Origin of the sequence: Kitasatospora sp. NPDC051984, assembly GCF_044593455.1 — a bacterium.
Lineage (GTDB): Bacteria > Actinomycetota > Actinomycetes > Streptomycetales > Streptomycetaceae > Kitasatospora.
In genome coordinates, this window is the sequence record NZ_JBIUCB010000003.1 from 233,612 (window position 1) to 254,760 (window position 21,149).

The 21,149-nt window shown below is 70.4% G+C and carries 17 protein-coding genes; 9 read left to right on the forward strand and 8 right to left on the reverse strand.

What is annotated here, in order from left to right; all coding sequences use genetic code 11:
- Positions 1–85: 85 nt before the first annotated feature.
- The 4 genes from rplI to rpsF form a co-directional block, all read right to left on the reverse strand.
- Entirely contained in the window at positions 86–532 is a 447-nt protein-coding gene (gene rplI, locus ACIHEI_RS07640; protein WP_387639760.1) for a 50S ribosomal protein L9, read from the reverse strand.
- Positions 533–549: 17 nt separating this feature from the next.
- Positions 550–786, reverse strand: coding sequence for a 30S ribosomal protein S18 (gene rpsR, locus ACIHEI_RS07645; protein WP_030457605.1), 237 nt, complete (start codon positions 784–786; stop codon positions 550–552).
- 67 nt (positions 787–853) lie between these two features.
- Positions 854–1,453, reverse strand: coding sequence for a single-stranded DNA-binding protein (gene ssb / locus ACIHEI_RS07650; protein WP_387860438.1), 600 nt, complete (start codon positions 1,451–1,453; stop codon positions 854–856).
- A 101-nt stretch (positions 1,454–1,554) separates the two neighbouring features.
- The gene (gene rpsF, locus ACIHEI_RS07655) at positions 1,555–1,845 is read right to left on the reverse strand and encodes a 30S ribosomal protein S6 (protein WP_387639765.1); all 291 of its coding nucleotides are present in this window, start codon (positions 1,843–1,845) and stop codon (positions 1,555–1,557) included.
- A 234-nt stretch (positions 1,846–2,079) separates the two neighbouring features.
- On the opposite strand from rpsF, the gene ACIHEI_RS07660 reads away from it, so the two are divergent.
- From ACIHEI_RS07660 to ACIHEI_RS07670, 3 genes are all read left to right on the forward strand, one after another.
- Entirely contained in the window at positions 2,080–2,385 is a 306-nt protein-coding gene (locus ACIHEI_RS07660; protein WP_387639767.1) for a hypothetical protein, read from the forward strand.
- A gap of 189 nt (positions 2,386–2,574) precedes the next feature.
- Complete coding sequence (locus tag ACIHEI_RS07665) at positions 2,575–3,693, forward strand: lipid II:glycine glycyltransferase FemX (RefSeq protein WP_392948775.1); 1,119 nt, start codon at positions 2,575–2,577, stop codon at positions 3,691–3,693.
- 32 nt (positions 3,694–3,725) lie between these two features.
- Positions 3,726–4,757: an alanine racemase gene (locus ACIHEI_RS07670; protein WP_396606008.1), complete on the forward strand. Its 1,032-nt coding sequence runs from the start codon at positions 3,726–3,728 to the stop codon at positions 4,755–4,757.
- Between the two features lie 64 nt (positions 4,758–4,821).
- On the opposite strand, the gene ACIHEI_RS07675 is transcribed toward ACIHEI_RS07670, so the two are convergent.
- Together ACIHEI_RS07675 and ACIHEI_RS07680 are read right to left on the reverse strand one after the other, a co-directional pair.
- Positions 4,822–6,360: a glycosyltransferase family 87 protein gene (locus ACIHEI_RS07675; protein ID WP_396606009.1), complete on the reverse strand. Its 1,539-nt coding sequence runs from the start codon at positions 6,358–6,360 to the stop codon at positions 4,822–4,824.
- 99 nt (positions 6,361–6,459) lie between these two features.
- Positions 6,460–9,081, reverse strand: coding sequence for a transglycosylase domain-containing protein (locus tag ACIHEI_RS07680; protein WP_396606010.1), 2,622 nt, complete (start codon positions 9,079–9,081; stop codon positions 6,460–6,462).
- A 297-nt stretch (positions 9,082–9,378) separates the two neighbouring features.
- On the opposite strand from ACIHEI_RS07680, the gene ACIHEI_RS07685 reads away from it, so the two are divergent.
- Complete coding sequence (locus ACIHEI_RS07685; RefSeq protein ID WP_387639781.1) at positions 9,379–10,041, forward strand: helix-turn-helix transcriptional regulator; 663 nt, start codon at positions 9,379–9,381, stop codon at positions 10,039–10,041.
- A 148-nt stretch (positions 10,042–10,189) separates the two neighbouring features.
- Positions 10,190–11,272, forward strand: a complete 1,083-nt coding sequence (locus ACIHEI_RS07690; RefSeq protein WP_396606011.1) for an inositol-3-phosphate synthase — start codon at positions 10,190–10,192, stop codon at positions 11,270–11,272.
- A 163-nt stretch (positions 11,273–11,435) separates the two neighbouring features.
- On the opposite strand, the gene ACIHEI_RS07695 is transcribed toward ACIHEI_RS07690, so the two are convergent.
- Positions 11,436–12,194 (reverse strand): peptidoglycan-binding protein, encoded by a 759-nt coding sequence (locus ACIHEI_RS07695; protein ID WP_387639783.1) that lies wholly within the window; start codon positions 12,192–12,194, stop codon positions 11,436–11,438.
- 163 nt (positions 12,195–12,357) lie between these two features.
- Here ACIHEI_RS07695 and ACIHEI_RS07700 point away from each other — a divergent pair, with 163 nt between their 5' ends.
- Entirely contained in the window at positions 12,358–13,650 is a 1,293-nt protein-coding gene (locus tag ACIHEI_RS07700; protein ID WP_396606012.1) for an MFS transporter, read from the forward strand.
- A gap of 63 nt (positions 13,651–13,713) precedes the next feature.
- Positions 13,714–14,361 carry a hypothetical protein gene (locus tag ACIHEI_RS07705; RefSeq protein ID WP_396606013.1) on the forward strand — a complete coding sequence of 216 codons (648 nt, stop codon included), beginning with the start codon at positions 13,714–13,716 and terminating at the stop codon, positions 14,359–14,361.
- 7 nt (positions 14,362–14,368) lie between these two features.
- Here ACIHEI_RS07705 and ACIHEI_RS07710 read toward each other — a convergent pair whose 3' ends face one another.
- Positions 14,369–15,811 carry a CCA tRNA nucleotidyltransferase gene (locus tag ACIHEI_RS07710; protein ID WP_396606194.1) on the reverse strand — a complete coding sequence of 481 codons (1,443 nt, stop codon included), beginning with the start codon at positions 15,809–15,811 and terminating at the stop codon, positions 14,369–14,371.
- Positions 15,812–16,077: 266 nt separating this feature from the next.
- On the opposite strand from ACIHEI_RS07710, the gene ACIHEI_RS07715 reads away from it, so the two are divergent.
- Together ACIHEI_RS07715 and murJ are read left to right on the forward strand one after the other, a co-directional pair.
- Entirely contained in the window at positions 16,078–18,567 is a 2,490-nt protein-coding gene (locus ACIHEI_RS07715) for a DUF6049 family protein (protein WP_396606014.1), read from the forward strand.
- Positions 18,568–18,617: 50 nt separating this feature from the next.
- Positions 18,618–20,969, forward strand: a complete 2,352-nt coding sequence (gene murJ / locus ACIHEI_RS07720; RefSeq protein ID WP_396606015.1) for a murein biosynthesis integral membrane protein MurJ — start codon at positions 18,618–18,620, stop codon at positions 20,967–20,969.
- The last annotated feature ends 180 nt before the right edge of the window (positions 20,970–21,149 follow it).

A 21,149-nucleotide genomic window follows, 5' to 3' on the forward strand; every position in this document is an offset into this window, starting at 1 on the left:
GGCGAAGGCGCGGGCCTTCACACGCACAGCGAAGGGGCCGGACTCCGAGTGGAGTCCGGCCCCTTCGTCAGCTGTGCAGCCGAGATCAGGCAGCGACGACGGCGACGTCGAGGTTGGCCTGAACGTCCGAGTGCAGCTTGACCGAGACCTTGTGGGTGCCCACGGTCTTGATCGGCGAGCCGATCGCGACGGCGCGCTTGTCCACGGCCGGGCCGTTGGCGGCCTTGATGGCCTCCACGACGTCAGCCTGGGTCACCGAGCCGAACAGGCGGCCGGCCTCGCCGGAGCGAACGGCCAGCTTGACCTGCAGGCCCTCGAGCTTGGCCTTGACCTCGTTGGCGGCCTCAAGGGTCTGGATGGCGTGGATCTTCCGGGCGCGACGGATGGCGTCGACGTCCTTCTGACCGCCCTTGGTCCAGCGGATGGCAAAGCCACGCGGGACCAGGAAGTTGCGGGCGTAGCCGTCCTTGACCTCGACGACCTCGCCGGCGCTGCCGAGGCCGGGGACCTCGTGAGTGAGGATGATCTTCATTGTTCGGTCACCCTCTCTTAGCGCGTGGTGGAGGTGTAGGGCAGCAGGGCCATCTCACGGCTGTTCTTCACGGCCGTGGCGACGTCACGCTGGTGCTGGGTGCAGTTGCCGGTGACCCGGCGGGCACGGATCTTGCCGCGGTCGGAAATGAACTTCCGCAGCAGGTTCGTGTCCTTGTAGTCCACGTAAGTGGCCTTGTCCTTGCAGAAGACGCAAACCTTCTTCTTCGGCTTGCGAGCAGGCGGCTTCGCCATTGTGTGCTCCGTTAAGTACGAGATCTGTCAGCGTTTGCGGACCCGCGAGGGGTCCGGCCCGCACCGCTTAGAACGGGGGCTCTTCCGAGTAGCCGCCGCCGGAGTTTCCACCCCAGCTGCCGCCACCCTGGTTGGGCGAGGAGGGCGCGCTGGACGCCCACGGGTCGTCGGACGGACCCTGGTTGCCGCCGCCGGGGTTTCCACCCCAGCTGCCGCCACCCTGGTTGCCGCCGCCGTACCCGCCGCCGCCCTGCTGGCCGCCGCCACCACCGAAGCCACCGCCGCCGCCGGGACCGCCGGAGCGGTTGGCGCGGGTGACCTTGGCGGTCGCCGAGCGCAGGCTCGGGCCGACCTCATCGACCTCGACCTCGAAGACCGTCCGCTTCTCGCCTTCCTTGGTCTCGTAAGACCGCTGGCGCAGTCGGCCCTGCACGATCACGCGCATGCCGCGCTGCAGCGACTCGGCCACGTTCTCCGCCGGCTGACGCCAGACGTTGCACGTGAGGAAGAGGCTTTCGCCGTCCTTCCACTCGTTCGTCTGACGGTCGAAGGTCCGCGGAGTCGACGCGATGCGGAACTTGGCCACCGCGGCGCCCGAAGGAGTGAAACGCAGCTCGGGGTCGTCGACGAGGTTGCCGACGAGGGTGATGACGGTCTCGCCTGCCATGTGGTGATGACCTCTCGGAAAGAAGTTCTGCGGTGCTCGTCAGCGGTGTTCCACGTGGAACACCGGACGCGAGCCCTCCGGCGCGAACGCCGGAAGTGGGCTCAGTGGGTGTCCGGGCGCAGGACCTTGGTCCGCAGAACCGACTCGCTCAGGCTGAGCTGGCGGTCGAGCTCCTTGACGACCTCGGGCGTGGCCGAGAGGTCGATGACCGAGTAGATGCCCTCGGACTGCTTGTTGATCTCGTACGCCAGGCGACGACGGCCCCAGGTGTCGATCTTCTCAACCTTGCCGCCGCCGGTGCGGACGACGTTGAGGAAGTTCTCGATCAGGGGGGAGACAGCGCGCTCCTCGACCGACGGGTCGAGGATGACCATCACCTCGTAGTGACGCATGTGTAACCCACCTCCTTTGGACTCAACGGCCACGGTCTCTCCGTGGCAGGAGGGTTGTGCGCGTCGGCACTGCCGCTGGGCATGCAGGCACGCCCTACACCAGTGCAGAGGGGCAAGCCTACCGGGTGAGCCGACCGACGGACAAAACGCCTGGTGTCCGCAGTTGTCATTTCGACCATATCGGTATCAATCTGGACAGAACGAACGTTCCCTCCACCACAGGAGGTGGGTCCTATGGCGCAGAACGTCCACCGGCCGCAGTTCACCCTGAACACCGACGGGAACCCGCATCCGCGGGAGAACGCCCTGGTAGGGGTGACGCTGCTGCTCGGCGCGGTCGCCTTCGTCACCTCGTTCTTCCACAACCTGCACCTGCTCAGCTCGTGGGCCGGACTGGTCGGCGTCATCACCGGAATGATCGGCCTGTTCGTCTCCGTCACCACCGCCGAGCGCTTCGTGGTGGTGATCGGCACCGGCGCCGCCGCGTTCGGCCTGTTCCTGGGTGTCGCGCACGGCGGACTCTTCGGGGGCGTGTGGTGACGCCCGCGCGCGGCAGAGCGGGGTGAACCTGGCAAAAAGCGCGCAACCCCCAAGGCCCTCCCGGAGTAGTACCTGTGCCAGCAGGTGCGAACGGGGGGGCACCCCCATGTCGGACCGCGTCCCACCCGAATCGGACCATTCGGGCGATAGGGTCACCTTCGGAAAGCCTGACGAGGAGGAGCACGGAGCATGAGCCTGCGTCTGCGGACGATCACGCGTGAGGAACACCTGGCTTTTGTGCAGAGCCGGTCCTCTGCCAGCCACATGCAGGTGCCCTCCTGGGCGGACGTCAAGGCGGAGTGGCGCGCCGAGAGCCTCGGCTGGTTCGACACCTCCGGCGAGCTGGTCGGCGCCGGCCTGGTGCTCTACCGCCAGCTGCCCAAGGTGAAGCGCTACCTGGCCTACCTGCCCGAGGGCCCGATCATCGACTGGTTCGACCCGGACCTGGACCGCTGGCTGAAGCCGATGCTGGCGCACCTGAAGGCCCAGGGCGCGTTCACGGTGAAGATGGGCCCGCCGGTGGTGGTCCGCCGCTGGGAGGCCGCCACCATCAAGGAGGCGATCGCCTCCAAGGAGGCCAAGCGGCTGCGCGACGTCGAACCGGACTGGTCCGAGCCGCGCGCCCTGGAGGCCGCCGAACGCCTGCGCCGCTCCGGCTGGCTGCAGGGCGAGGACGGCGGCGCCGGCTTCGGCGACGTCCAGCCCCGCTACGTGTTCCAGGTGCCGCTCGGCGGCCGCTCGCTGGACGACGTCCAGCGCGGCTTCAACCAGCTGTGGCGGCGCAACATCAAGAAGGCCGAGAAGACCGGCGTCGAGGTGGTCCAGGGCGGCTACGAGGACCTCGCGGTCTTCCACAAGCTGTACGTGATCACCGCCGAACGCGACCACTTCACCCCCCGTCCGCTGTCCTACTTCCAGCGGATGTGGAAGGCGCTCACCGCCGAGGACCCCAACCGGATGCGGCTCTACATCGCCTACCACGAGGGCGAGGCGCTGGCCGCCACCACCATGCTCACCGTCGGCGAGCACGTCTGGTACTCCTACGGCGCCTCGGCGAACCACAAGCGCGAGGTGAAGCCGTCCAACGCCATCCAGTGGCGGATGATCCGCGACTCGTACGCGCTCGGCGCGAGCGTCTACGACCTGCGCGGCATCAGCGACACCCTGGACGAGGACGACCACCTGTTCGGGCTGATCCAGTTCAAGGTCGGCACCGGCGGACAGGCCGCGGAGTACCTCGGGGAATGGGACTACCCGCTCAACAAGCTGCTGCACAAGGCGCTCGACCTCTACATGTCGCGCCGCTGAGCACAACGTCGGACCTTTACGAGGGAAACGCGATGACCTTGACGATGTACGTGGACGGCGGCCGCTGGCGGGCGCACCAGCGCGGGCTGCTGGCCGAGTTCCCCGGGCTGGTCCCGGTCGCCAAGGGCAACGGCTACGGCTTCGGCAACCGACGGCTCGCCGAGGAGGCCGCCCGGCTGGGCAGCCCCCTGCTGGCCGTCGGCACCGCGGACGAGGCGGCGGCGATGGCCGACGCCTTCCCCGGTGACCTGCTGGTGCTCACCCCGTACCGGGTCGGCGAGCCCGAGGTGGACCTGCCCGCCGAGCGGGTGGTGCGGACGGTCGCGCACGCCGAGGCGCTGGCCGCACTGCCCGCCTGCACCCGCGTGGTGGTCGAGTGCATGACCGGCATGCGGCGGCACGGCATCTCGCTCCGCGACCTGGCCGAACTGCCGGTCGCCCACCTGGAGCTGGAGGGCTTCGCGCTGCACCTGCCGCTGGACCGGCCGGACGGCTCCGACCCGGTGGACGAGGTCGCCGGCTGGGTCAGGGCGATCGGTGCGGCCGGGCTCCCCGACCGCACCGTCTACCTGAGCCACCTGGCCGCCAAGGACGTGCTGCGGCTGGCCGAGCGCCACCCCGACACCGAGTTCCGCTCCCGGATCGGCACCCGGCTGTGGCTCGGCGACGTACAGGCGATGTCCTCCCGGGCCACCGTCCTGGACGTCACCCCGATCGGCCGCGGCGAGCGCTACGGCTACCGGCAGCACAAGGCCCCGTCCGACGGCCACCTGCTGGTGGTCAGCGGCGGCACCGCACACGGCGTCGGCCTGGAGGCGCCCAAGTACGTGAACGGGATCCTGCCCCGTGCCAAGGGCCTGGCCCGGGCCGGCCTGGCCACCATGAACCGGACGCTCTCCCCGTACAGCTGGCAGGGCAAGCAGCTGTGGTTCGCCGAACCGCCGCACATGCAGGTGTCGATCCTGTTCCTGCCCGGCGAGCTCAAGCCGCCGGCGGTCGGCGACGAACTGTCGCTGGCGGTCCGGCACACCACCACCCACTTCGACCGGGTGGTCGAACGCTGAGGCTCCGCCGGAACGCCGGAAGCCCGCCCGCCTTCACGGCGGACGGGCTTCCTGCGTTCACGGGCTACTTGGGGCCCGGCTCGGCCTCGACCAGCCAGTCGACCTCGCGCTGCGGCGCGTAGTCGGAGTAGCTCTCCTCCTCGCGCAGGCCGCGGGCACTGCCGAGCACGAACCGGTCCGGGGCGCCGTCCAGCACACCGCCCGACGGGTCGTCGCTCCCGTCCCAGCGCACCGGGTCGCGGTCCGGGTAGAGGATGTCGCGGACCACCAGGTAGCAGATGTACAGGGTGCCGATCAGGTGCAGGGCGATCGCGAAGTGGTACCACTGCAGGTCGATGCCGTGGTGCTTGTTGTCGCCGTTGTAGGCCAGGTACGACCAGATGCCGAGGAAGTACAGCACCTCGCAGGCCTGCCAGATCAGGAAATCCCGCCAGCGCGGCCGGGCCAGCACCGCCAGCGGAATCAGCCAGAGCACGTACTGCGGCGAGTACACCTTGTTGGTCAGCACGAACGCGGCGACCACCAGGAAGGCCAGCTGGGCGAAGCGCGGGCGGCGCGGCGCGCTGATCGCCAGCCAGCCGACCGCCAGGCAGCAGAGCACCAGCAGGACGGCGATCCAGGTGTTCAGGGTCTCCAGGTGCTGCCCGTTCCGGACGGCCTGCATCAGGATCAGCCAGAACGAGCCGTAGTCCTCGGTGCGGACCTGGCTGAAGCTGTAGAAGGTCAGCCAGCCCTTCCAGTTGGCCAGCATGATCGGCACGTTGACGACCAGCCAGGCGCCGGCCGTACCGCCGAACACCAACCCGAAGTCCCGCCACTTTCCGGTCCGCAGACACAGCACCAGCAGCGGACCGAGCAGCAGCAGCGGATAGAGCTTGGCGGCCGTCGCCAGACCGATGAACACACCGGCCAGCACCGGCCGGGCCCCCGCCCAGTACGCCATCGCCACCGCGGCCAGCGCCACCGCGAGCAGGTCCCAGTTGATGGTGGAGTCAAGCGCCAGGCAGGGCGCGAGGGCGAACAGCAGCGCGTCCCACGGGCGACGGCGGTGGGTGCGGGAGACCGCGACCACGGCGATCACCGCGCAGATCATCAGCATTCCGGCGTTGACCAGCCAGAACCACTGCTCGCGGCTCATCATGTCGCCGTTGTGGGTGGTCAGCCAGGCCGCGATCTGCATGAACAGACCGGTCAGCACCGGGTACTCCAGGTACTGCATGTCCGCCGAGGGCTGCGGGATCGGGTCCAGGTACGGACGGGACCCCTCGGCGAAACCGCGGGCCGAGAACAGGTGTGGGATGTCGCTGTAACAGGCGTGCGTGTACTGGCTGGTGGCGCCGAAGAACCAACCGTCCTGGAAGCAGGACGCCTTCTGGAACAGACCCAGCACGAAGACCACGATCACGGCCACCGCCAGGAACCTCGCCGGCGTCCACCAGGACACCCCGAGCAGCGCCCGACGTCCGGGCGGACCGCCCAGCACCTCGCTGCCGGCCTCCGCCACCGGGTCCTCGTCCGCGGGCACCACCACGGTGTTCGGCAGCGGCCCCTCGGCCGGAGCCGGTCCGGGCGCTGAGGTCTCGTCACGCAGGCTGGACGTCATGGCGCGCATTCTGCCGCACCCTCGCCCGCAACCGAAGAGGGGCACGGGATCGCCGTTCGCGATCCGGTGCCCCTCTGTCCGGGTATCGGGTGGTGCGCCCTACTGGCCCATCATTCCCAGCAGGTTGCCCGCTCCTCCTCCACCGCCACCGCCGCCGGGCGGCGCGCTCGGGCTGCCGCTGGCGCTCTCGCTCGGGCTCTTGCTCGGCTTCGGCGAGCGGGAAGGACCGCAGTTGTTGCCGTTGCCCTGGCAGGTCGAGCTGTTGCTCGGCGACGGCGAGAGCGGCCCCTCCGGGGACTTCGACGTGCTCGGCTCGGTCGGCCCGGTCGACTGCTCTGCCGGAGCGGAGGCCGAGGTCGAGGCCGGGGCGGACGGGCTGATCGGGGCACCCGAGGAGTCGACCTCCTGGCCCCACGGCGCCGGGTTCGGGAAGTCCAGCACCGGCTTGCCCTTCATGATGATCTTCATGTAGCGGGCGAAGATCTCGGTCGGGAAGTCACCACCGTGCACGGAGTCGTGGCCGGCGGTGCCGTTCAGCGACAGCAGCTTGGGATTGCCGGCCTCCTCGCGCCACATGCCGACCGCGGTGGACAGGTCCGGGGTGTACCCCGCCCACCAGGCCGAGGTACCGGCGTCGGTGGTACCGGTCTTGCCGGCCACCGGCCGTCCGATCGATTCGGTCCCCTTCTTACCGGTGCCGTTCTTGGCCACGTTCTCCAGCACGTCGGTGATGTTGTCGGCGACCGCCTGCTCCAGCACCTTCTTCGGCTGGGGCTTGCCGAAGTTCGGCAGCTCCTCGGTGCCGTGCATCACCTTCGACACCGAGTACGGGTCGGTCTGCTGACCGCGGGCCGCGAACACCGAGTAGGCCGAGGCCATCCGGATCGAGCTCGGGTGCGAGGTGCCCAGCGGGAAGGTGAGGGTCGAGGACGGCTCCAGGCTGCCGGGCAGAATCCCCAGCTCGGTGACCATCTTCTCCACGGTCTTGCCGCCCACGTCCTGGCCGAGCTGCACGAACGGGACGTTGTACGAGTACTGCATGGCCTTCTTCAGCGAGACGTAGCCGGGGGTGACCGGGCTGTCGTTGCGCTGCTTGTAGGGCTTGCCGTCGTCGCCGGTCAGCGGCTTGCCGTCCCGGTAGATCGGCGAGAGGTTGTCCGCCAGGTACAGCGAGTCCGGGTTGAGCTGGGTCGTACCGCTCTTGGTCTGCACGCCGTACTGCATCGCGGCGGCCAGCACGAACGGCTTGAAGGTCGAGCCGACCGGGACCCTGGAGTCCGCGTTGTTGCTGTAGTGGCCCTTCTCGATGCCGTCGCCGCCGTAGATCGCCACGATCGCACCGTCGTTGGGCCGCACCGAGGCGGCGCCGACCTGGACGAACTTGTCCGCCTCACGCTTGCTCTCGTCCAGGATCTCGCCCTTGACCTGGTCCACGGCCGTCTTCAGGGCGTCCACCTTGTCCTTCTCGAAGGTGGTGTAGATCTGGTAGCCGCCGCGGGCCAGCTTGGCCTCGGTGATGGTCTTGTCCTTGGCCATGATGAACTGGTTGGCGGTGTCCACCAGGTAGGAGACCTCGCCGTTCAAACTGGCCGGGGCCTTCACCGCGATCGGCTCGGGGAACTTCTGCCCGCACTTGGCGCGGTCCTCGGCCGTGATGGCCTTGGTCGCCTGCATCCGGTCCAGGACGTAGTTCCAGCGCTCCTGCATGCGGTCGCGGTTGGCCTGGTTCAGGGTCGGGTCGTACAGCGCCGCACCCTTCAGCAGGCCGGCCAGCATCGCGCCCTGACAGATGTCCACCTTGTTGGCGTCCACGCCGTAGTAGGCCTGCGAAGCGGCCTGGATACCGGTCGCACCGCGGCCGTACCAGCTGGTGTTCAGGTAGCCGGTGAGGATGCCGTCCTTGTCGTCCGCGATCTTCAGCGTGATGATGAATTCTTTTGCCTTGCGGCTGAGCGTCTGCTCCTGGGACAGGTAGACGTTCTTCACGTACTGCTGGGTGATGGTCGAACCGCCCTGGGTCTCGCCGCCGGTCGCCATCTTGTAGACGGCGCGGGCGATGCCCTTGGGGTCGATGCCGCTGTCGGTGCGGAAGGTCTCGTTCTCGGCCGCGATCACCGCGTCCTGGGCCGGGCGGCTGATCTCCGAGAGTTCCACCCACTGCTTGTTGGTGTCGCCCTTGCGGGCCATCTCGGTGTTGTCGGCCCAGTAGTAGATGTTGTTCTGGAGCTTGATGGAGTCCTTGGCGCTCGGCACCGGGATCACGGCGTACGCCACGCCTATCGCGGCCACGCCACCACCGAAGAAGATCAGGAACAGGCTCAGCACCTGCTTCCAGGACGGCATCCACCGCTTGAAGCCGGACTTGCCGAAGCGCGGGTAGTCGATCAGCCGCTTCTTGCCCGGCTTGCCGTTGCGGCCGGCGTTCCGGCCGTTCGGCGGGCCTTCCGAGCCGCCGTCACCGCCGCCCTTGCGGCCCTGCTTGCGCATCTCCGCCCGGGTCATCCGGGGCTGCTGGGCAGTCTCGCGCGCCGGGCGGCGGCCACCGGGGCCGGCCCCAGGACCGGGGCGGCCGGGGCCGGACGCCGGCCCGCCCTGCTCGCCCGCGTAGTCGGGTGCGCCCTCGACGGGGCTGCCGTAGGCATACGGACGCCCGGCGGACGCCCGCCTGGAGGGCGGCTCCTCGCCCCCGGGGTTGGCCGACCTGCGCCGGTGTTCGCTCATTCTCTCCGCAGCCTCTCGGTCAGGGTGCACCAGGCGACAGAGTACGGGTCCCTGACAGGTCGCCAATCGGGCATTGGCAGCCAACCAGGACGAACCGGCCTCGATTCATTACATGCCCGTTGCCCAAAGGCCTTGTGATCGCGGTTACGCGTGCCCCTCTTGCTCCTTCCGTGACCCAGGGTTACTGTTGCCGATATATCGAGCCGATACATCGGCGCGACACATCGGCTCGGCATACCTTGCGGGCCGGACCGGCATCCGAAGAGCAGGACCCCGTTACGGAAGGAGGAAGGCGGTATGAGCCGACGCTCCGGCGTCCTCGAATTCGCCGTCCTCGGCCTGCTCCACGACGCCCCGATGCACGGCTACGAACTGCGCAAGCGGCTCAACGTCCTGCTGGGCTCGTTCCGGGCCTTCTCCTACGGAACGCTCTACCCCTGCCTGAAGAGCCTGGTCGCCCAGGGCTTCCTGGTCGAGGACAACCCGGACGTCGAGTACGTCCCGGCCACCGCGCTCAACGGCAAGCGGTCGAAGATCGTCTACCGGCTCTCCGCCGAGGGCAAGCAGCGCTTCGAGGAGCTGCTCGCCGAATCCGGACCTGACGCCTGGGAGGACGAGCACTTCGGCGTGCGCTTCGCCTTCTTCGGCCAGACCGACCGGGCCGTCCGGATGCGCGTGCTGGAAGGCCGCCGCAGCCGGCTCGAGGAACGGCTGGAACGGATGCGCAGCTCGATCGCCCGCACCCGCGAGCGGTTCGACGACTACACCCTCGAACTCCAGCGCCACGGCCTGGAGTCCGTGGAGCGCGAGGTCCGCTGGCTCAACGAGCTGATCGAGACCGAGCGCGCCACCAGAAACGGACGCAACTCCGCGTCCCCGCAATCTTCGGACGGCCATGGTCCGGCCGCCGGGTCCTCGGACCCGCCCGGGCCACCGTACGACCGCCCGGGGCGCTCCTGACCGGAGCGCTGAGCAGCACCGCGCCGGCCTTGCCGCCGCTCGCGGCGAGGCGTGGGCGCCCCGCGCGCCCGTCAGACAGTCAGAACAGATGTGGAACGAGGTGCCGCCACACCACGGCGACCCTCATGAGATTCAGGGAGCAACCGGAATGGGTTCGGTTCGCGTAGCCATCGTCGGCGTGGGCAACTGCGCCGCCTCGCTGGTGCAGGGTGTCGAGTACTACAAGGACGCCGACCCGGCCGGTAAGGTCCCCGGCCTGATGCACGTCCAGTTCGGCGACTACCACGTGAAGGACGTCGACTTCGTCGCCGCCTTCGACGTGGACGCCAAGAAGGTCGGCTTCGACCTGGCCGACGCCATCGGCAACAGCGAGAACAACACCATCAAGATCTGCGACGTGCCGCCGACCGGCGTCACCGTCCAGCGCGGCCACACCCTCGACGGCCTGGGCAAGTACTACCGGGAGACCATCGAGGAGTCCGACGAGACCCCGGTCGACGTCGTCCAGATCCTCAAGGACCGCCAGGTCGACGTCCTCGTCTGCTACCTGCCGGTGGGCTCCGAGAACGCCGCCAAGTTCTACGCCCAGTGCGCCATCGACGCCAAGGTCGCCTTCGTGAACGCCCTCCCGGTGTTCATCGCCGGCACCAAGGAGTGGGCCGACAAGTTCACCGAGGCCGGTGTCCCGATCGTCGGCGACGACATCAAGTCCCAGGTCGGCGCGACCATCACGCACCGCGTGATGGCGAAGCTGTTCGAGGACCGCGGTGTCATCCTCGAGCGCACCATGCAGCTGAACGTCGGCGGCAACATGGACTTCAAGAACATGCTCGAGCGCGAGCGCCTGGAGTCCAAGAAGATCTCCAAGACCCAGGCCGTCACCTCGCAGATCCGCGACCGTGAGCTGGGCGCCAAGAACGTCCACATCGGCCCGTCCGACTACGTCGCGTGGCTCGACGACCGCAAGTGGGCGTACGTCCGCCTCGAGGGCCGCGCGTTCGGCGACGTCCCGCTGAACCTCGAGTACAAGCTCGAGGTCTGGGACTCCCCGAACTCGGCCGGTGTCATCATCGACGCCGTCCGCGCCGCGAAGATCGCCAAGGACCGCGGCATCGGCGGCCCGATCCTCTCCGCGTCCTCCTACTTCATGAAGTCCCCGCCGGTTCAGTACTTCGACGACGAGGCCAAGGAGAACGTCGAGAAGTTCATCCGCGGCGAGGTCGAGCGCTGAGCGCTAGCGAAGCCTGCTCGCTGTGAAGGGTGAGCGCTGAGCGCAAGCGAAGCCTGCTCGCTGTGAAAGGTGAGCGCTGAGCTTTGAGCTCCTTGCATTGACGTTTCGTCAGGCTCGACCGGAGGGCCGTCCCGCATCTCGCGGGGCGGCCCTCCGGCGTGTTTCAGTTCCAGGCCTCGTGCCAGGTGACCGGCCCGACGATGCCGTCCACCGTCAGTCCGTGGCGCTGCTGGAAGGCCCGGCAGATCTGGGCCGAGGCGGGCCCGTACCAGCCGTCCGCCGTGATCGCCCAGGTCCGCCAGGCCAGCCGCCGCTGCCACGTCAGCACGTCGTCCCCGTGCATCATCGGCGACTGGAGCTTCAGGTACCGCCCCGGCCACGGCGGCGCCCCACCCGCCTGCCCGGACGTCCGCGCCGCCGGCGTCCCCCCGAGCGCCGGATCCGCCGACACCGTGCCCTCCGGATAGGCCGGCACCCCGTACCCGTACGGCGACCCGGGCCCGCGCCGCGCCCGGGACTTCCGGTAGACCCCGTCGCCCTCGGTGGACCCGGAGTCGTTCGTATTTCCCTCCACCGTGTAAATGGTGTCGGCGTCGTAGGCGTAGACGACTCCGGTGTGGTCGCCGCCGTCGGGGCCGAGGTAGAAGGGGCCGCCGAGGACGGGGTAGGGGGTCCAGCGGTTGTGGTCGCGCCACCAGGCGACGGCGGTCAAGCAGGAGGCCGTCATGGGCCAGAGGTTGTCCATGCCGGTGCGGTGGGCGGCCCAGGCTTCGAAGGTCGCGCACCAGGGCTGACCGTCGGACCATTCGAGGCCGGGGGTTTCCTCGCTGTAGCGCTGGCGGTTGTTCCAGGTCCCGTCGGGGTCGCGGCCTTCGTGGTGGCCGACCTGGCTGAGCAACAGGGTTGTGAACTCGTCTCGCATGGGAGCCTCCCGTCGTTCCGAGAGAGTTCTTCCCCGGTAAGTGCCCTACGACATCCGGGCGATGGCGCCAGCGGTGGTGCGGAGGTGTGCGGGGGGCGCGCGCCGCTCGAAGTTGGTGGAGGTTTCACGTGAAACACCGTCGGCCTCGTGGCACCCTTGGCGGGTGATCGTCGAACAGATCCCGCGAGAGGCCACCCTGCGCGGCCTGCTGCACGGCACCGGTTTTCGGCGCCTGCTGACGGTGCGCCTGCTCTCGCAGCTGTCGGACGGCGTCTTCCAGGTCTCGCTGGCCGCGTACGTGATCTTCTCCCCCGAGCACCAGTCCTCCCCCGCCGACATCGCCGCGGTGCTGGCGGTGATGCTGCTGCCGTTCTCGGTGATCGGCCCGTTCGCGGGGGTTCTGCTGGACCGCTGGCGGCGCCGGCAGGTACTGCTGATGGGCAATCTGGCCCGCTTCGGTCTGGGGCTGGTGACGGCGGCGCTGCTGCTCGGGCGGGCCCCGGACTGGATGTTCTTCGCGGCTGCGCTGCTGGTGACGGCGCTCAACCGGTTCATCCTGGCGGGCTTGTCCGCCTCGCTGCCCCGGGTGGTGGCCACGTCCGAGCTGGTCACGGCGAACGCCCTCTCGCCCACCCTGGGCACGGTGGCGGCGGCCTCCGGCGGCGTCGTCGGCTTCCTGGTGCACCAGGTGATGCCGCCCGGCCGGCACGCGGACGCCGTCCTGGTGACGCTGGCGGCGCTGCTCTACCTGTCGGCCGCGCTGGCCGCCCGGCGGATCGCCCCGGACGCGCTGGGCCCCGAGGTGAGCGACGAACTCCCGTCCCTGCGCCAGGCGTTGTCCACCTCCTGGCACGACCTGCTGGCGGGCCTGCGGCACCTGGTGCGGGACTGCCGGCCGGCCGTGCAGGCGCTGGGCGCGGTCACCCTGGCGCGGTTCTGCTACGGCGTGCTGATCGTGGTCGTGCTGATGCTCTCCCGGTACACCTTCAACAGCGCGGCGGACACCGAGGGCGGCCTGGCCAGCCTGGGCCGGGCGGTGGTCCTCTCCGCGGTGGGCTTCTTCGTGGCCGCGCTGATCAGCCCGTGGTGCACCCGGCGACTCGGCCTGGTCGGGTGGATGACGACCTGCCTGGCGAGCGCGGCGGTGTTCGTCCCGGCGCTCGGACTGACCTTCGACGAAGTCCCGGCGATGGCCGCGGCGCTGCTGCTGGGCGTGGTCACCCAGGGCACCAAGATCTGCGCGGACACCCTGGTACAGGAGTCGGTGGAGGACGAGTACCGCGGCCGGGTGTTCGCGATCTACGACGTGTTGGTCAACGTCTCGTTCGTCGCGGCGGCCGGGGTGACCGCCCTGGTCCTGCCGCTGGACGGCCGCTCGGTGCCGGTGGTGCTGGGCCTCGCGGTGCTGTACGCGCTCGGCGCGCTGCTGTACTTCCGCGCCGCACGCCGGTCCTGACGGGGTCTCTGCCGCTAGGGTCGTGGGCGCACGGCACGCTCTCGTCGCCAGGGGGAAGAACAGATGAGCACTCCACCGCCACCCGGCCCGTACGGCCAGCCCGGACCGTACGGCCAGCAGCCCGGCCAGCAACCGCCCGGGTACGGCCAGCCTCCCGCATACGGACAGCCGCCGGCGTACGGCCAGCCCTCCGGCTACGGTCAGCCGCCGGCGTACGACCAGCAGCCCGAGTCCGGCTACGGACAACCACCCGCGTACGGCCAGCCCCCCGCGCCGGGCCCGCAGCCCGCGTACGGGCAACCGCCGACCGGCGAGGGGCAGATGCCCGCCTGGGGGCAGGCGCCCGAAATGGTCATCACCGAGAAGGACAAACGCCGGGGCAACTGCCTGTTCCGCGGGTCCATCGTGCTCGTGGCACTGGCCGTCCTCGGCGTGCTCGCCATCTGGTTCACCCAGGACAAGGTGCCCCGGGTCGGCGACTGCCTGGACAGCAAGCACAAGGTGGTGGCCTGCACCTCGGCGGACGCCCGGTGGCACGTGCTGCAGAAGTACAGCACCGACAGCGTGGTCACCGCGAGCTGCAGCAAGACGCCGGGGGCCACCGACACGTACCACGCCCGGTACCGCCGGAGCGGGCACACGGTGAAGAACAAGCTGTGCCTGTCCCCGATGAACGGCCAGGCCCCCGGCAATCCCGGCCACCTGGGCTGAGCCGGCGTCAGTCCTTCGGCTGCGCCGCCCACCACTCGTGCAGCGCGGCGACCGCCGCCTCGTGCTCCATCGGGCCGTGCTCCAGGCGCAGTTCGAGCAGGTGCTTGTAGGCGCGGCCGACCGCGGGGCCGGGGCGCAGGCCGAGCAGCTGCATGATCTCGTTGCCGTCCAGCGCGGGCCGGATCGCGTCCAGCTCCTCCTGCTCCTTGAGGGCGGTGATCCGCTCCTCCAGCGAGTCGTAGGTGCGGGCCAGCGCGGCGGCCTTGCGCTTGTTGCGGGTGGTGCAGTCGGAGCGGGTCAGCTTGTGCAGTCGCTCCAGCAGCGGGCCGGCGTCGGTGACGTAGCGGCGCACCGCGGAGTCGGTCCACTCGCCGCCGCCGTAGCCGTGGAAGCGCAGGTGCAGCTCGACCAGCCGGGACACCTCGGCGATCAGCTCGTTCGAGTACTTGAGCTCGCGCATCCGCTTGCGGGTCATCTTCGCGCCGACCACCTCGTGGTGGTGGAAGGAGACCCCGCCGTCGGACTCGAAGCGGCGGGTGCGCGGCTTGCCGATGTCGTGCAGCAGCGCGGCGAGGCGCAGCACCAGGTCGGGGCCGTCGATCTCCAGTGCGATGGCCTGCTCGAGGACGGTCAGCGAGTGTTCGTAGACGTCCTTGTGGCGGTGGTGCTCGTCGCTCTCCAGGCGCAGCGCCGGGAGCTCGGGCAGCACGAACTCGGCGAGGCCGGTGTCGACCAGCAGGCGCAGGCCCTTGACCGGGTGTTCGGCGAGCAGCAGCTTGTTGAGCTCGGCCTGGACGCGTTCGGCGGAGACGATAGTGATCCGCTCGGCCATCGCGGTCATCGCGGCGACCACCTCGGGCGCCGGTTCGAAGTCGAGCTGGGCGGCGAAGCGGGCGGCCCGCATCATCCGCAGCGGGTCGTCGGAGAAGGACTCCTCGGGGGTGGCGGGGGTGCGGAGCACCCGGGCCTCCAGGTCGTCCAGTCCGTGGTGCGGGTCGACGAAGCCGCGGCCGGGCAGGTCGACGGCCATCGCGTTGACGGTGAAGTCGCGGCGGACCAGGTCCTGCTCGATCGAGTCGCCGTAGCTGACCTCGGGCTTGCGGGAGCTGCGGTCGTAGGCCTCGCTGCGGTAGGTGGTGATCTCGATCAGGAACGAGCCGTCCGTGGTGTCCTTGCGCGCGCCGACGGTGCCGAACGCGATGCCGACGTCCCAGACCGCGTCGGCCCAGCCCTTGACCAGCTTGAGGATCTGCTGCGGGCGGGCGTCGGTGGTGAAGTCGAGGTCGTTGCCGAGCCGGCCGAGCAGGGCGTCCCGGACCGAGCCGCCGACCAGCGAGAGCCGGTGGCCGGCCTCCTCGAAGCGGCGGGCGATCTCGTCGGCGACCGGGGAGACCCGAAGCAGTTCCTGCAGGCCGAGGGTCTGCGCCTCGGTCAGGCCCGGCAGGGCGATCCGGTCGGCGGAGCTGGAATGATTGGTGCTGGACGCATTGGCAGTGGACACGGCTCACAAGGGTACGTGCCCGCCCTGCCCCGCCGCCCTCCTGTTTCCTCCGCCCCACCGCTCCGGCCAGCTTCCGGCCCGCAACACTGCGTGCCGCAAAGCGTCGTTACCATGCCGGGTGAACGCTCCTTGTCGGAGACCGCCGGGGTCGGGCGGGGCCGCGTCGGTGCGTGGGTCGATCGAGACGATGACGATCAGGAACGGCGAGGACGCGCGTGGACGAGCGGACCGGGCGGGGCGCGGCAGGGGCCGGGCGCCGCGGACGGTGGACGGGCCGGCTGGCCAGGAGCACCGCCGCCCTGCTGGCAGGCGGGCTGGTCGGGGCCCTCGCGGCCGCCCCGGCGGCGGCCGGGCCGGGCACCCTGGTGACGGCGTCGGGCGAGTACCCGGCGGCGGTGCAGATCGACACGGTGCAGGTCGGCACCGGGGCGCCGCAGATCGTGCACGAGAACGACACCGTGACGATCACCGGCAAGGTCACCAACTCCGGTTCGGAGAAGCTGAAGTCGTCGAAGGTCATGGTCCGGGTGCCGAACCCGGGCAAGCCGATGCTGGCGACCCGCAGCGACATCGACATGATGGGCTCCTGGGGCTCGCCGAGCGCCAAGGACGGCACCGCGCTGGAGAACCCGGCGCAGGACGTCGGCGACCTGGATCCGGGGCAGAGCAAGGACTTCTCCCTGCCGGTGCCGGTGTCCGCGCTGGGCGCCAAGGAGACCGGCAGCTACGAGCTGGCGGTGGACCTCTGGGGCCGGACCGGCGACGACAAGGCGCACTCGCTGGGCATCGCCCGCACCTACCTGCCGGTCCAGGGCCGGACCACCGCCAAGCCCTCGCCGGTCGCGGTGGTGTGGCCGCTGACCCACGCCCCGGTGCTGGTCGCGCAGACCATGCCGGACCAGGACCAGACGCCGGTGCTCCGGGACGACAGCCTGGTGGGCGAGCTGACCGGTGACGGGCGGCTGAACCAGCTGGTCGAGATCGGCGGCAATATGCCGAACCTCACCTGGGCGATCGACCCGGACCTGCTGGACACCGTGCTCGCGATGACCAAGACGTACCGGGTGCAGAAGCCCGGCACCTCCGGCGAGTCCGCACGCGACGACAACACCGTGCCGGGCACCGGCCGCGACGCGGCGACGGCCTGGCTGGCGAAGCTGAAAACGGCGGTGTCGAAGTCGGGCTCCGAGGTGGTGTCGCTGCCGTACGCCGACCCGGACCTGGCGTCGATCGCGCACAACGGCGCCAAGCTGAACGGCATGGACAACGCGCTGCGCAAGGCCATGACGGCCGGGCAGGTCACCACCGAGGGCCGCCTCCAGGTGAACGCCCAGTCGGACGTGGCCTGGCCGTACCGGGGTCTGCTGGACCAGCGCACGGCGGCGGTGGCGAACGCGGCGGGCGGCCGGCTGGTGCTGGTCAACGGCGCGTCGATGCCGGAGTCCGACAAGCTGACGTACACGCCGGGCGCGGCGCGTCCGATCGGCAACGGGCAGACCGCGGTGGTCTCCGACGCCGTGCTGGCCTCGCTGTTCCAGGGCGACCTGGGCACCGTGCACGACCGCACCGCGGCCCAGCAGCGGTTCCTGGCCGAGACCCTGGCGATCGCCCACCAGGAGCCGGAGCACCCGCGCGGCGTCCTGGTGCTGCCGTCCCGCTCGCTGACCGTCGGCACCGCGCTGGCGCTGCGCGACTCGATGCAGGCGGCGTCCGGCAGCGGCGGCTGGGTGACCCCGGCCACCCTGCAGAAGGTCTCCGAGATGCCCGCGGACCCGGGCGTCAACACCGACGTCCCGAACGACTACCCGGGCGACGCGACCGGCGCCGAGCTGTCCTCCGCCGAGCTGACCGCCACCATGGGCATCCAGGACGGCGTGGACCAGCTGATGATGATCCTCACCCAGCCGGAGCGGGTCCGCGGCCCGTTCAGCGCGGCCATGGTGCGGTCGATGTCCACCAGCTGGCGCGACCAGCAGAAGGCCGGCGTCGACTACCGGGCCGGCGTGCAGCGCTACCTGGACAACCTGAAGTCCGCGGTCCGGGTGCCGAAGAAGAGCACCGTGACGCTGCCTGGCGACAACGCGACGCTGCTGATCAGCGTGAAGAACGACCTCACCCAGGCGGTCGGCAACCTGGAGCTGCGGCTCTACTCGAGCCAGCAGAACCGCCTTCTCGTGGGCGACAACCAGCCCGTGGTGCTGGACGCCACCACCAGCCGCACCTTCCGCTTCCCCGCCGAGGCGCAGGTCAACGGCCAGGTCAAGGTGAACGCCGAGCTGTGGACCACCGGCCCCAACCCGCGGCGCTACGGCGAACCGGTGGAGTTCGTCGTCGACGTCACCTCGGTGGCCAGTGGTGTGACGTACGTGATCGCCAGCGGCACCGCGCTGATGATCCTCGCCGGGCTGCGGTTCTACCTGCAGCGCAAGAAGCGCAAGGCGGCCGGCGAGATCGACGAGGACCCGGAGCGGCTGCTGTCGGACGCCGAGGGCGGTGACGACGGCGACGCGCAGGCCGACGCCGACGGGAAGCCGACCGACGCGCGGGCCGACGCCGGTAGGAAGCCGACCGACGCGCAGGCCGACGCCGACGGGAAGCCGACCGACGCGCAGGCCGACGCCGGCGGGAAGCCGACCGACGCGGAGCCCTCGTCCGACCGGGATGACAGCGATCGGGTCTCCGGTGATGAGAAGGTGGATCACTAGGCGCTTCACCCCCGGGCGCCAGTCCCCCCTCTCTGACGTGGATTGGTGGCATGAACGAGCGGAGCGAGCGAGCAACCCAGGACCAGGGCGGAGGTGGGCCCGAGGACCGCGCGGGCGGTCCACGGTCCGCCGCCGCCCCCGCCGACCCCACCGCCGACTGGTACGTCGCCGACACCTACGCCCGTGACCCGTACGCCGCCGAGGCGTACGGGGGCACGGACCCGTACGGCGAGGTCGACCTGCCGGACGCCGCGGGCGCCCAGGACGCCCCGGAGGCCACGGCGGCGGTGCCCGGCCAGCCGAGCCGCGAGTCCGAGGCCACCCTGCAGCTGACCGCGCCGGCGCCGCGCTGGGCGTCGATCGCCGCCGAGGTGGCCGCGGAGGCCGCCGAACCGGCCAGGTCGCGCCGGGACACCGGGACCGCCGAGTACGTCGGCGTGGAGACCCTGCTGTCGGCGCCCGAAGAGCCACCGGCGCTGGCACCGGAACCCGCGCAGGCCGTGACGATGGCCACGGACGTCGACACGCCGGACGACCCCGAGCCCGCCCCGGCGGCCCCCGAGCCGGTCCCCGCGGGGGGCGAGCGCCACCCGTACGTGCCGCCGATCGAGTTCGACCCGCCGCTGTCCGAGGAGGAGGCGGTGATGCGGGCCGACGCGGCCGTGCTGGAGGCCAACGCCGCCGCTGCCGCGCCGCCCGAGCCCGCCGCCCCGCCGGCCCCGACCGCCCCGCCCGAGCCGCTCGTCGACGGTGCCGGCAGCAAGGTCGCCGGGCTGCTGAACTCCAGCGCCATCATGGCGGCCGGCACCCTGGTCTCCCGCGGCACCGGCTTCCTGCGCACCATGGTGATCGCCGCCGCGATCGGCGTGGCCTCGATGGGCGACTCGTACAACGCCGCCAACACCCTGCCCACCCTGCTGTACATCCTGATCGGCGGCGGCGCGCTGAACGCGGTGTTCGTCCCGCAGCTGGTGCGCAGCATGAAGAACGACGAGGACGGCGGCACCGCCTACGCGAACCGGCTGCTCACCCTGGTGGTGACCGGCCTGGCGGGCGTGGTGTTCGTGGCGGTGCTGGCCGCGCCGGTGCTGGTGCAGCTGATCTCGCACGCGCTGATGCGCGACCAGCAGAGCGCCGACACCACGGTCGCGCTGGCCCGGTACTGCCTGCCGACCATCTTCTTCATGGGCGTGCACGTGGTGATGGGCCAGATCCTCAACGCCCGCGGCCGGTTCGGCGCGATGATGTGGACGCCGGTCCTGAACAACCTCGTGGTGATCTTCACCTTCGCGATGTACATCGGCGTGTACGGCACCTTCCAGCACACCGGGGTCACCCCGCAGGCCATCTCCCCCGAGGGCGTCCGGCTGCTCGGCATCGGCACCATGCTCGGCCTGGCCGTGCAGGCGCTGTCGATGATCCCGTACCTGCGCTCGGCGGGCTTCTCGTTCCGGCCGCGCTTCGACTGGCGCGGGCACGGCCTGGGCAAGGCGGCCCGGCTGGCCAAGTGGACCTTCCTGTTCGTGCTGGCCAACCAGGCGGGCTTCCTGGTGGTGACGCAGCTGGCCACCGCGTCCGGCAAGGCCGCCGAGCACGACGGCCACCTCGGCGTCGGCCTGGCCGCGTACTCCAACGCGCTGCTGATCTGGCAGCTGCCGATGGCCGTGATCACCGTGTCGGTGATGAGCGCGGTGCTCCCCCGGCTGTCCCGGGCGGCCGCCGACCAGGACGCCGGGGCGGTCCGCGACGACCTCTCCTACGGCCTGCGCACCTCGGCGGTGGCGATCGTCCCGGCGGCGTTCCTGTTCCTGTCGCTGGGCCCGGTGATCGGCTCCTCGATCTACGGCCTGGGCAACGGCGGCGCGGCCGCGCAGGGCACCACCGCGGTCGGCTACATGCTCTCCGCGTTCGCCCTCGGCCTGATCCCGTACTCGGTGCAGTACGTACTGCTGCGCGGCTTCTACGCGTACGAGGACACCCGCACCCCGTTCTCCAACACCGTCTGGGTGGCGCTCACCCAGGCCGGCACCGCGGTGCTGTGCTGGCTGGTGCTGCCCGCGCAGTGGGCGGTGACCGGCATGGCGCTGGGCTACGGCCTGTCCTACGCGGTGGGCGTGTTCGTCGCGGTGCCGAAGCTGAAGGCGCGGATCGGCGGCCTGGACACCGCCCGGATCACCAAGACCTACGTCCGGCTGGCGATCGCCTCGCTGCCCGCCGCCGTGGTCGGCCTGGCGATCGAGCTGTTCGCGCTGCGGGTGCTGGACGGCTGGCTCGGCAACGTGCTGACGCTGCTGGCGGCGGCCGTCGTCCAGGTCGCGGTGTTCCTGCTGCTGGCCCGCCGGATGCGCATCGAGGAGCTCAACGCGCTCACCGGAATGGTCCGCCGGCGGCTCGGCCGCTGACCCGGAACACCGGTCACAGGTTGACGGCACGTCACCCGGAGTGCTGACGATCCGTCGACGACCCAGTCCGCCTACGGTGGGCCGGAGTCGGGGCACGCCCCCGATTCCGGCCCATTCGTCTGCCGTTCGCACGGAAGTGGGCGAGTGGGCAACCTCCAGGCACTCTCAGCGGTCGTACAG